At 40.6% G+C, this 11,771-nt stretch carries 11 protein-coding genes; 6 read left to right on the top strand and 5 right to left on the bottom strand.

Annotated features, from left to right (window positions below):
- Positions 1-2,769 (top strand): gliding motility-associated C-terminal domain-containing protein (locus tag ACEW8O_RS05275; protein WP_373493576.1); only part of this gene is annotated, 2,769 nt, incomplete at its 5' end.
- Positions 2,770-2,811: 42 nt separating this feature from the next.
- Entirely contained in the window at positions 2,812-5,187 is a 2,376-nt protein-coding gene (locus ACEW8O_RS05280) for an OmpA family protein (RefSeq protein ID WP_373493577.1), read from the top strand.
- A 240-nt stretch (positions 5,188-5,427) separates the two neighbouring features.
- Here ACEW8O_RS05280 and ACEW8O_RS05285 read toward each other — a convergent pair whose 3' ends face one another.
- Positions 5,428-5,937, bottom strand: a complete 510-nt coding sequence (locus ACEW8O_RS05285; protein WP_373493578.1) for a pyridoxamine 5'-phosphate oxidase family protein — start codon at positions 5,935-5,937, stop codon at positions 5,428-5,430.
- A 193-nt stretch (positions 5,938-6,130) separates the two neighbouring features.
- Here ACEW8O_RS05285 and ACEW8O_RS05290 point away from each other — a divergent pair, with 193 nt between their 5' ends.
- The 4 genes from ACEW8O_RS05290 (at position 6,131) to ACEW8O_RS05305 (ending at position 8,300) form a co-directional block, all read left to right on the top strand.
- Complete coding sequence (locus ACEW8O_RS05290) at positions 6,131-6,496, top strand: BlaI/MecI/CopY family transcriptional regulator (protein ID WP_373493579.1); 366 nt, start codon at positions 6,131-6,133, stop codon at positions 6,494-6,496.
- Positions 6,493-7,719, top strand: a complete 1,227-nt coding sequence (locus ACEW8O_RS05295; RefSeq protein WP_373493580.1) for a M56 family metallopeptidase — start codon at positions 6,493-6,495, stop codon at positions 7,717-7,719. The genes ACEW8O_RS05290 and ACEW8O_RS05295 overlap by 4 nt, the downstream gene beginning before the upstream one ends.
- Positions 7,720-7,905: 186 nt before the next feature.
- Complete coding sequence (locus ACEW8O_RS05300) at positions 7,906-8,124, top strand: type II toxin-antitoxin system HicB family antitoxin (RefSeq protein ID WP_373493581.1); 219 nt, start codon at positions 7,906-7,908, stop codon at positions 8,122-8,124.
- Positions 8,121-8,300, top strand: coding sequence for a type II toxin-antitoxin system HicA family toxin (locus tag ACEW8O_RS05305; protein ID WP_373493582.1), 180 nt, complete (start codon positions 8,121-8,123; stop codon positions 8,298-8,300). Before ACEW8O_RS05300 ends, ACEW8O_RS05305 begins: the two co-directional genes overlap by 4 nt.
- 40 nt (positions 8,301-8,340) lie before the next feature.
- Here ACEW8O_RS05305 and ACEW8O_RS05310 read toward each other — a convergent pair whose 3' ends face one another.
- From ACEW8O_RS05310 to ACEW8O_RS05325, 4 genes are read right to left on the bottom strand one after another with little or no spacing between them, the layout of a single operon-like run.
- Positions 8,341-8,544: a permease prefix domain 2-containing transporter gene (locus ACEW8O_RS05310; protein ID WP_373493583.1), complete on the bottom strand. Its 204-nt coding sequence runs from the start codon at positions 8,542-8,544 to the stop codon at positions 8,341-8,343.
- 1 nt (position 8,545) lies between these two features.
- Positions 8,546-10,798 (bottom strand): ABC transporter permease, encoded by a 2,253-nt coding sequence (locus ACEW8O_RS05315; RefSeq protein WP_373493584.1) that lies wholly within the window; start codon positions 10,796-10,798, stop codon positions 8,546-8,548.
- Between the two features lie 12 nt (positions 10,799-10,810).
- Positions 10,811-11,158 (bottom strand): permease prefix domain 2-containing transporter, encoded by a 348-nt coding sequence (locus ACEW8O_RS05320; RefSeq protein WP_373493585.1) that lies wholly within the window; start codon positions 11,156-11,158, stop codon positions 10,811-10,813.
- Positions 11,159-11,186: 28 nt separating this feature from the next.
- Entirely contained in the window at positions 11,187-11,756 is a 570-nt protein-coding gene (locus tag ACEW8O_RS05325) for an ABC transporter permease (RefSeq protein ID WP_373493586.1), read from the bottom strand.
- Positions 11,757-11,771: the final 15 nt, after the last annotated feature.

Consider the following 11,771-nt stretch of genomic DNA (forward strand, 5'->3'; position numbering starts at 1 on the left):
TTTGCCGCTCCGGGTGATGAACTGAATTATACCATAACAGTAACAAATACTGGAAACACGACGCTTGAGAACATTTCAGTGGTCGATCCTTTAACGGGACTGAACACTACAATCACTGTTCTTGCTCCGGGTGCCTCTCAGGACATCAATACCACCTATGCAGTCAACCAGGATGACATCGATGCAGGTTCTGTATCCAATACGGCCACAGCATCTGTCGGGGATATTTCTGTCAGTGATGACGTATTGGTAAATGCTACACAGTCCCCTGCCCTTGCAATTTCGAAGGCAGTAACTGAAACTACTTTTGCCGCTCCGAGTGATGAACTGAATTACACCATAACAGTAAGTAATACCGGTAATGTGACTTTGGAGAACATCTCTGTTGTCGATCCTTTGACTGACCTAAATACCAACATTGCAACTCTTGCTCCGGGTGCATCTCAGGACATCAATACCACCTATGCAGTCAACCAGGATGATATCGATGCAGGTTTTGTTTCCAATACAGCCACGGCATCTGTCAATGACATATCGGTAAGTGATGATGTGACCGTTACAGCAACACAGTCCCCTGCGCTTGCTATCAGCAAGGCAGTAACTGAAACAACCTTTGCCGCCCCTGGTGACCAACTGAACTATACCATTACGGTTACCAATACAGGTAATGTAACCTTGGAGAACATATCGGTTGTCGATCCATTAACAGGATTGAACACGACAATATCTGTTCTTGCTCCGGGTGTTTCTCAGGATATCAATACAACTTATGCCGTCGATCAGGATGATATCGATGCGGGTTCTGTTTCCAATACGGCCACTGCTTCTGTCAATGACATCTCTGTCAGTGATGATGTGACCGTAACTGCTACACAGTCCCCTGCCCTTGCCATTTCGAAGGCAGTGGCTGAAACAACCTTTGCCGCTCCTGGTGATCAACTGAATTACACCATTACGGTAAGCAACACAGGTAATGTAACCTTGGAGAACATCTCTGTGATCGATCCTTTGACAGGTCTGAATACAACCATCACCGTTCTCGCTCCGGATGCATCCCAGGACATCAATACTGTTTATGCAGTCAACCAGGATGATATCGATGCAGGTTCCGTTTCCAACACGGCCTCTGCTGCTGTCAATGACATATCAGTAAGTGATGATGCAACGGTAACCGCTGCACAGTCCCCTGCTCTTTCAATTACAAAAACCGCCAATAGGACTTCAATCAGTGCTGTAGGAGATGAAATCATCTATACATTGACTGTACGAAATACCGGAAATACTACATTGAATGGTATTGAGGTTACAGATCCTTTGACAGGTTTTTCTGAAACTATTGAAAGCCTGGCCCCTGATCAGACTTGGACCGGCAACACAACATACATAGTTACCCAAGCTGATTTAGACAGCGGAAGTGTAAAAAATGTTGCTTCAGCTAAAGTTGATGATCTGGAAACAGATGATGACGTCGATATCAATGTTGAAAAATCCAGTCAGATAGCTGTCAGCAAAACCACTTTGACAGAAACGTACAATGTCATTAGCCAGCAGATAGTTTATACAATAACTGTTATCAACACCGGAAATGTCACGCTGAGCAATGTTCAGGTTTCGGATCCATTGACAGGGCTGCAGGAAAGCATTTCAAGTCTGTCCCCTGGACAATCTATAACATTCGAAACAACTTATGTGATTCAGTTAGCAGATCTTGAATCAGGAGCTGTCGAAAACAGGGTAAATGTAACCTCAACCGATCCGGATGGAAATGCGGTAAATGGCACAGACACGGCTACAGTAGGTGGTTCAAGAAATCAGATCATAGCCAATGATGATGACCTCGGAGATTATGTGGTCACCTTTGGTGGGGTATTGGGCAACATTCTCACGAATGACCTTCTGAACGGTAACCCGGTGAATTTCGAAGAGGTAAACTTTGAGTTTACAGAATTGGCCGGAATTATTGGATTGCTTATCAATGAAAATGGCGAACTAAGTCTGATTCCGGGTCTTAATCCTCCCGGTGAATATGTCCTCACCTATGAGCTGCGGGAAGCTGCCAATCCAACCAATACAGATGATGCAACTGTCACCTTCAGATTATTGATCGATGATGTGGACCTTTCCATCACCAAAACTTCCAATGCAGTGGAGATTTTTGAAGGAGATGAATTCGTCTATGAAATCCTGGTCAGCAATATCTGTAAAACAGATGCTACCAATGTCGTGATCACGGATGACCTTCCAAATGCAGTCTCTTACCTGGGTTCAACTTTTGAACCATCTGATCCCCGAATGGAGGTTGATGTCCGGGTCAGCGGTGCCGCTGTCACCTACACCGTACCTTTCTTCCCTGTCGGAGCTACTTTACTGATCAAAATCAGAGTACGGGCAAATGAAATCAACAGCGACCGGGTAGTTCAGATCACCAATATTGCTACGGTTTCATCTGATGAGAATGATACCAACATGGACGACAATCAGGCCTCTGACAGCAATCAGATCAATCCGTTCTTTATCCCGAATGTGATCACTCCTGATGGAGACGGACTCAATGATAGGTTTGAAATCAAGGGACTTGACAAATTTGTTGAAAATGAAATTGTCATCTTCAACAGAAACGGTGACCATGTCTATGAAAGGACGAATTACCAGAATGGATGGGCAGCCGAAGGGCTTGTTTCAGGCACCTATTTCTTTGTCCTCAAAGCAGTGGACAGACAAGGTAAATCACATGAATTCAAAGGATGGATACAGGTCATCAAAAAATAATCCTGATAGCATATGACTCTAACTCTAAATTATATATCCCTTATGGATCAGACAACAAAAAAATATTTTTTGGTTTTGTTTTTGGTTATGGCAGGTGGACTCGTCCACCTGCCTTTAAAAGCCCAAAACTCACTCTTAAGGTATGCGGAAAAACAATATGAGCTTGAAAACTACTCACATGCTGCATCATTGTATGAAGAAGCCTACGAAAGAAGGGCCAGGTACAGCACAGCCCTCATGGCTGCCAATACCTATCAGATTATGCAGGATTACGATAACACTTTCAAATGGTGGAAAACAGTTGTCGGACATGAAGAATCTACCAAAGAAGATTATTCAAACTTTTTAAGGTCTGCATTAAGACTTGATGAGGATTTCAATCCCCAAGAACTCCTCGCAGGAAGTCTATACTCTGAATTTGATTTCCCAGAATTAGACTTCAATAAGATCAGGGAGCTTAAAAAGAAAAAGTCAAATGTCAAGCTTGTTTCCCTCAAAGATATCAACAGCAAAGCTTCGGACTACAGCATGACTTCAGATCAGGAAGACAACAAGTATTTCACCTCCAACAGAGGAGGGATTTACCAATCGGAAAAACCATCTGTAAGACTCGATGCCAAAAACAACATTTTCAGCGAGGAAAAAAGTGATTTCAATGACATGGAATATTACGGCCTCTATCGTTATACTTCAGATGGGGAATTCATAAAGATGAGTTCTGATGTATCAGGAGCGCTTCAATATGCTGACCCCAGTTTGATGGAAAGCAAAAACATCTTGTTCTATACAGTTTTCAGAAATATCAGAAAGGTGAAGAGGAAAAGGGAATTTACGGTTCAACCTGAAATATACTTTTCCAAAATCACGGAATCCGGTGAATTGGTTGACAGCAAGCCTTTTCCTGTCAATAATTTTTCGGAATATGGTGTCATGACGCCATTTGTGGATGAAGAGGCCAAGAGAATCTACTTTGCTTCTGACAAGCCCGGTGGTTTTGGAGGATTTGATCTTTACTATGTCACTTTTGATGATCAGTTGAATTTTGGAGAACCTGTAAACCTAGGTTCAAAAATCAACACAGTTGAGGATGAAACCCATCCTTCACGCATGGGCACATTCTTTTATTTTTCTTCCAAAGGACATACTGGATTGGGAGGCATGGACATTTTCAAAGCTGAGTACCAAAATGGCAATATCAGCAGTCCGGAAAACATGGGTCTTCCCTACAACTCCGGCCGGGATGATTTTGCATTCTATATTTCCCCAAAAGGAAAAAGATATATTTCTTCAGACCGATCAGGTGGAATGGGAATGGATGATATCTACCTGCTGGAAGATTTGCATAAGCGATTGATCGCCCGGGTCATCGATTGTGATGGCAATATTATTTCTGAGGAGTTCGAGTCCACTTTGACCGAAAAAAACACTTCAACCAAGATTCCGACTACGCGAAGTGACGAAGCCGAACTGTTGGCAGATTTGGATCCCGAAAAAGACTTCAGCCTTTCAATCAGCAAAAAGGGGTATTTCAGCATTCAGGATGATGAACTCAGCACTGTCGGTATGGAAGAAGAAGTATTGGAAAAAGAGTACAGGCTTGCAGCCATCCCATATAACATGGCGGTTTATGTGGACATTGTCTATTATGACCTGGATAAATCTATCATCAGAACAGATGCCGCCCCTACTTTGGATAAAATCGCAAGCTTGATGCAACAATATGAATTCGTAGATCTTCTTGTTGGATCACATACAGATGCCAGGGCTTCCAAAGAATACAATGACGCACTGAGTCAAAGAAGAGCTGATGCGGTCAGCGAATACCTTTCCAAATACAACATCCCTAAAGAGAGGGTAAAATTGGATTGGTATGGTGAAGAACATCATGTGAATGATTGCGGAGACGGTGTCCCATGCCCTGAATCAGAACATCAGCTCAACAGAAGAAGTGAATTGGTACTGGAGGCTTTTTCGGACAAGAATAAAACATACGAATTGCCCAAAGAATTTATGGGCAGGGATATCTGTGACCCAACAGACCTGTTTGAAGCTTTGAACGCTGAAATCAATGATGTTCCGACCGTCTATTTTGATTTTGACAAATCCAATCTAAGAAGCGTACACAAAAAAGAACTGGAGCGGGTAAGCCTCCTGCTCCAAAGATTGGTAAACCTGCAACTCAATATCACAGGACATACCGACCAAAGAGGCAATGAAGCGTATAACATGCAATTATCCGAACGCAGGGCCAAAACAGTTATGGATTACCTGACCAACAAAGGCATTGATCCTAAAAGGCTGAAAAGTGAATGGCTGGGCAAAACCCGGCCCATTCATGACTGCAATACCGCAGATTGTACCGAAGTCATGCATCAATTGAACAGAAGAACCGAATTACAGCTCAAGAACAATAAGTAAATAGCATTTTTTTATTTGATCCTAATATTGGATCAAATAACAATCAGACATTTTTTAATTTAATTGAAGAGTTAGAATACTAAAAAGAGTCTCCTTCTGGGAGACTTTTTTTTATTTATAAAAAATTATGCCTTAGAATCCTGACAGGTTTTACAGCTAATCATGTGTATTTTATGCTTTTATGATCAATAAACCTGTCAGGTTTTGCTTCTTTTATAAATATGACAAAATAGGGATGATTTAAATAGATAAAGCCCCTTCATTACCATCAACAAGGTTTTTGCCTGTCGCAGCGGAGGCTACCATTTTCAGAAAATTGATCATTTTGTTTCCTTTGGTATCCCAATAATAAGCAGTTGTAGGGTTGACTTTTAAAATTGAAATATTGGAATCGTCTTTGCCGTCCTGGAACCAGGCTTTAAGTTCGGGTGACCAAAGTTCTTCAATTTTATCCCTGTCCAAAATAATCTCCGCTTCACCGTTCACGATCATATAACTGTCTTTACCGGGATGGGAATAATAAAGTTGAACTTTATTGTCCCACTCTACCTCCAAGTTTTTATCACTGTCCGCAGGACTGAAAAACCAAATATTACCTTCATCACAGACTTTTTGGGTACTCATTGGCCTGCATTTAGCCCCATCATTGTTTTTCAAATTGGTACAGAACATACAGATATCAATTGAATCGGCCAGTTCACTTAATTTGACAATTGCATCCTTACTACTAAGATTTTTTAAACCATCCATAATTTTCTCAATTAATTGTATCTCAAAATTGAGGAGTTTTTACTCAAAATAATTGTAGCCTATTTTTAATTTGTTACAGAATTTACCTTTGCTATTAATAAACTTTTAACCTGTAAAAATTTCATATACGATTATTTCGTAATGAAATGATTTAATCGTAGGATATTAAAATTTAATCAGGTACATTTAGGCTATGGAAGACTTAATACCACAGGAAGAGCAGGCAATGCGGGTTTTTTGGAAAATCGAAAGGGGTATCGTAAGGGATATTCTTGACCACCTACCCGAACCTAAACCGCCCTACACAACACTTGCCTCGACAATCAAGTCATTGGAAAAAAAAGGGTATTTGGGACATAAGACTTATGGCAAAACACATGAGTATTTTGTGTTGATCATGGAATCAGAATACAAAAAGAAAAAAATCAACAGGATCATCAAGGATTTCTTTGAAGGTTCTGTCGAAAATGTGCTTTCCTTTTTGGTCAGCGAAAAGAAACTGACAAGCAAAGAATTGGAAGAAGTCAACAAACTTATTGAGAAAGGAGAGGAATCATGAACCCATTCTGGATTTATATATTAGAGGCAAGTACTGGCATTGCTTTGGTCTGGACACTGTATTATATTTTTCTAAGGAAACTTACTTTCTTTGGATGGAACAGGTTTTTCCTGTTGGCAGGAATGTTCTTTTCCTTAATACTTCCAATATTAAATATTCCTCTAAACTTAAATAATGGTATTCCAGTACAGGATTTCATGCTATCTCTCAATACATTTCAAACATTGTCAGATGGAACGAATGTCATTTCATCCATGTCTCTTTTCAATATTTCCCAAGGCATATTGTATTTATATTTTGCTGTTGCGGGAAGTAAATTAATAGTTTTTGGAATAGGAACAGTTTCTTTGTTCTATAAAGTCAAGGGTTCTGAAAGACTAAAATTTCAAAACAATGACATTTATTTTCATCCTGATTTCAAGCCATCGTCATTTTTAAATATGATCCTGATGCCCACAACCAACAAAAAGATTCCGGGGAATCTTCAGATTTTACTTCATGAATCGGAACATGTCAGGTTAGGCCATTTCTGGGACCTTCTGTTCATTTATTTTACTAAATCCCTTTTATGGATCAATCCATTTGTATACCTCCTTGAAAACGCTTTAAGAGAAGTACATGAATTTCAGGCCGACAGAAAAGTAATCCAACAAACAACCTTCAAAGATTATTGTCAGATTTTGTTGGATAATATTAACCATGGGCACGACAATCATTTAATAAACAGTTTTAATCAATTTCAAATCAAAAACAGAATCGTTATGATGAACAAAAGCAGATCAACAAATGTGAAAAAGTGGAGGTATCTTATCGGAATGCCTCTTTTAGTACTGATGATTGGTTTATTTTCCTCGAAAATAGCCGGACAAAATGAAAAGGTTATAGGAAACTGGACTGGATCGGATTTTGAGTTTACGTTGAATGAAGGTCCTGATTTAAAGGATGTGATCGAAGGTGGAAAAAATCTTCATATGAATGGTAAATTTATTCTGAACAAAAATAAAACCTACCAAATAATGGATCCCAATGGTACGATCAATGGAAAAGGGACCTGGAACATTAATTCAAGGAATCTGATTTTAACAGATCAGGATGGAAGCACAACAGAATACCTTATTGAGGAGGTGACCGATAAAAAATTGATCACAGTCCATAAAGTGTCTACAGAGACTCCATTGGGTAAAGTTGTCGGCGTAATCCGATTGACTTATTCCAAAGATTAAAAAAAATTTGAATCAATCTACGATATAATCGTAGATTGATTTATTTATCTCAGAAAAGGGAAAATCATAACTTCCCGAAATACTCAACCTCACAAAAGGAAATTGTTCTCAAACTCTTCATTGGGTTGGTCATTGGTCAAATTGTTATTTATCTTTACATTTCCTACAACAAAATCACACATTGTTATGAAAGCCGAGTTTACAGCAATTATAGAACCTGCCCCTGAGGGTGGATATTGGGCAATTTGTCCAGAAGTACCGGGTGCCAATGGCCAAGGCGAAACCGTAGAGGAAGCCAAGACAGACTTAATTGAGGCTGTGAAGTTGATACTTGAAGATAGACTCAGCGATATGCTGCGCGGCCTGCCCGATGATGCTGTCACTGAAAAAATCCTTGTAGATTGAAGCGCAGGGATCTGGAACGTAAACTCCGAATTGCAGGCTGCTTTCTTAAAAGAGAAGGTGGAAGTCATTCCATTTGGATCAATCCCAAGAATGGGATAACCGAAGCGGTACCAAGGCATTCCGAAATTAAAGAACCCCTTGCAAGGAAAATTCTGAAACGTCTTAACGCTGACTAATTGGTTATCTATCAACATTGCGCAGTTGCTCATTGAATATTTATCTTTTAGTTGATCTGATAAGATCCGGCCTGAAAAGCAGTAGCACTTCGGTAATTTGTTTTATATCCCCTTTTCGTTTTCCAAACTCTCTCCCTCTCTCGTCATATAACTCCATCAAATCCCCTTCAATGTAATTCAGAAACTCCTGTTGGCAAAACCAGCGGAAGAAACTATGGGGAAGTTTTTGGGGAGCGTTTTTCATGTTATTCTGACCTTAGGCTCCTCACCGGGTTCATCAAGGCTGCTTTCAATGCCTGAAAACTTATCGTAAGGAGTGTAATCATCAATGCCCCAATTCCTGTTGCGGCTAATACACTCCATGAAATCACCGTACGGTATTGGTATTGCTCCAGCCAGTTGTTCATGAAATACATGGAAATAGGAACAGCCAGCCCACAGGAAATAATCACCAGCAGCACAAAGTCTTTAGAAAGCATTTGCCAAAGACTAGCAACAGATGCTCCCAATACTTTTCGGATTCCAATTTCTTTGGTCCGTTGTTCTGCTATGTAGGCAGCAAGTCCAAATAATCCCAAGCAACTGATCAATATGGCGAGTGCACTGAAGATAGTGGCCAGTTTGCCTATCTGCACTTCGGAGCGAAACTTCGCATCATAGGCTTCATCTGCAAACGTGTAATCAAACGGTGCAGAAGGAGCGATGCTGTTCAGAACAGCCTGAATTTTTGGCAAAGCTTCATGCGCACTCGTAGCCGGATTCATTTTTATATACAACCATTGCATGTCGCCTTCCGATAGAAAAATGATTGACGGGTCTGTAGGCTCAAAGGGCGAACCCTTCACCATATCCTTGACCACCCCAAGGATCTTAAATGTACCTCTGTCGACTCCTTCAGTGTTCCATGACAAAGATTCTCCGACAGGGTTTTGCAATCCCATTAACTTCAATGCCGATTCATTGAGGACTATCCCGGAAATGTCGGATGGAAACTCACGGGAAAAATCACGGCCTTCTACAAATTCCCAACCTATTGTTTTTCCATATTCATGGGTAACATAGATTGTGTTAAAGGCTGGCTCAAATTTTTGATCACCCCACGAAAAGCCTCCATTCCAACCTTTGGTATCAGTGATGGCGTAATTGGCCTCTGCGATATCTTCTACCACTCCGGTGTTTTTTAATTCATTCCGGATTGTCTGGTATTTCCCTTTAAACTCAGGTGATGCAGCCCGGATAGAAATCAACCCATCCCGGGAATATCCTATCGGGCGGTTCTTTGCATGCTGAATCTGCTGATATACGATAACAGTGCCGATCGTGAGGGTGATGGAAACAGTGAACTGCAAAACCACAAGGACTTTTCTGGGCAAAGCCGAAAATCTACCTGCGTTAAAAGTACCTTTCAATATCTTAATTGGCTTAAAAGATGATAGATAAAGCGCCGGGTAGCTCCCAGCCAATAATCCGGTAAAGACAGTAAAACCAAAACATGCCAACCAAAAATAAATGTTCGTGAAAGGAAGTGAAATTGATTTATCGGATACATCATTGAACCAATTCATGCTCAGTTGAACGACTATGATTGCTATGACGGCTGCAATGAATGCAACCATTAGTGTTTCTCCATAAAATTGTTGAATGAGCTGACTGCGCAGGGAGCCGATTGATTTTCTTATTCCAACTTCTTTAGCTCTTTTTTCAGAACGGGCGGTACTCAGGTTCATAAAGTTGATACAGGCCAACAGTAAAACAAAAGCTCCGATCACGCTATAATACCAAACCGACATCATCCGCTTACTTGTCACAAACTCCCCATTTTTGTAATCAGAATCCAAATGCCATTTACGCATAGGATGCAGGAAAACCTCAGGCTTGGTTTCTTTGGTTTCGTCATCCACATGTGCCAACATGGCTTCTTTGACGACATGTGAAATTTCTTCAAAGTTTCCGCCAGGATGGATTTGGACATAGATATACACAAAGTAATTGTTCCAGGCATCCAATGTTGCCCATCCATCTATGTACAGATCAAGAGGAGCAAAATAGGTGGCATCATGGAATGAAGAGTTTTTGGGCAAATCTTCATAAACTCCGGTCACTGTTAGATCCCATTTCGCATCCATAAGCACTACCTGATTTATCGGATCGGCATTTGCAAACAATTTTTTGGCAGTAGACTCAGAAATCAAAATCGAGCTTTTTCCATTGAGCTCTCGTGTGCCCTTTATCATCTTCAAGGTCAATATGTCCGCACCCTCAGGTTGCATGAAATAGCCGCTCTGCGTAAACTTGTTTTCTCCGAAAGCAAGGACACGTTCCTCTGTACGACCACGGATCATAGCGACATTTTTAAAATGAGCACTATACTCAGTTTTTAGAAGGGTACCCATCCCAGTCACATGCGCAGTACTTGCTCCAATTTCGCCACTCCAATTGTAGGTGCGATACACTTGGGCAATATCTTCGTAGTTTTCATGATTCTTGTTGAAAGACAATTCATCAAAAACCTATAAACCAATCGTTATGGCAACCGCCATACCCAATGCTAGACCACCAATGTTGATCATTGAGTAACCTTTGTTCCTCACCAGATTTCTCCATCCAATCTTAAAATAGCTTTTATACATCGCAATGTTATTTACAGGTTGATATCCTTCCATTTGTTTGATAATTCCAGGCCGGAAAAGCAGCAATACATCCTTTGTAAACTTCCAATCAGCCTTCCTTTCCCCGATCTCCCCTACCCTTTCCCCATACAACTCCATCAGGTCACCCTCAATAGAATCCCTTAGATCCGGGTGGCAAAACCAGCGGAAGAAGCGGAGGGGGAGGCGGGGGGGATGTGGTCGGGGCATCTAACTTTTTTATTTACAAAACGGCCAACTATTCACTTCTAAGGCTCTTGACAGGATTCATCAATGCTGCTTTTAAGGCTTGAAAACTCACAGTGAGCAAGGTGATGAAAACTGCTCCGATGACTGTCACCAAAAATACCCATATCGAAATTTCAGTACGGTACTCAAAATTCTGAAGCCATTCATTCATAAGAAAATAGCTTGCCGGTACTGCCAATAGGCAAGAAATGAAAACCAAGAGCACAAAGTCTTTAGACAACATTTTCCAAAGACCTTGTATTGAAGCCCCTAGGGTTTTTCTTATACCAATTTCTTTGGTACGTTGCTCAGCTACGAAAGATGATAAACCCAATAAACCGAGACAACTAATGAAAATTGCAAGTATTGCAAACAAAGAAATTAGATTTGCGATTCGCTCTTCTTTGGCAAATTTTGTAGCATATTCTTCATCCACAAATTTGAATTCAAATGGAAAAGAAGGGGCAATATTTTTGAATACTGCTTCAATTCTTGATAGTGCCTCGCTTACACTTGAATGAGGATTTATTTTTACGTTAATCCAGTTGGTTGAGCCATTGAGTCCTTTTAAGAAAAACATAGTGGGTTGAATGGG

Source organism: Aquiflexum sp. (assembly GCF_041749095.1).
Taxonomy (GTDB): domain Bacteria; phylum Bacteroidota; class Bacteroidia; order Cytophagales; family Cyclobacteriaceae; genus Aquiflexum.

Coding starts and splice junctions, on each gene's coding strand:
- ACEW8O_RS05300 (WP_373493581.1), top strand. CDS start 7,906: ATGAAAGCCGAGTTTACAGCAATTATAGAACCTGCCCCTGAGGGTGGA.
- ACEW8O_RS05295 (WP_373493580.1), top strand. CDS start 6,493: ATGAACCCATTCTGGATTTATATATTAGAGGCAAGTACTGGCATTGCT.
- ACEW8O_RS05280 (WP_373493577.1), top strand. CDS start 2,812: ATGGATCAGACAACAAAAAAATATTTTTTGGTTTTGTTTTTGGTTATG.
- ACEW8O_RS05285 (WP_373493578.1), bottom strand. CDS start 5,937: ATGGATGGTTTAAAAAATCTTAGTAGTAAGGATGCAATTGTCAAATTA.
- ACEW8O_RS05290 (WP_373493579.1), top strand. CDS start 6,131: ATGGAAGACTTAATACCACAGGAAGAGCAGGCAATGCGGGTTTTTTGG.
- ACEW8O_RS05320 (WP_373493585.1), bottom strand. CDS start 11,158: ATGCCCCGACCACATCCCCCCCGCCTCCCCCTCCGCTTCTTCCGCTGG.
- ACEW8O_RS05325 (WP_373493586.1), bottom strand. CDS start 11,756: ATGTTTTTCTTAAAAGGACTCAATGGCTCAACCAACTGGATTAACGTA.
- ACEW8O_RS05310 (WP_373493583.1), bottom strand. CDS start 8,544: ATGAAAAACGCTCCCCAAAAACTTCCCCATAGTTTCTTCCGCTGGTTT.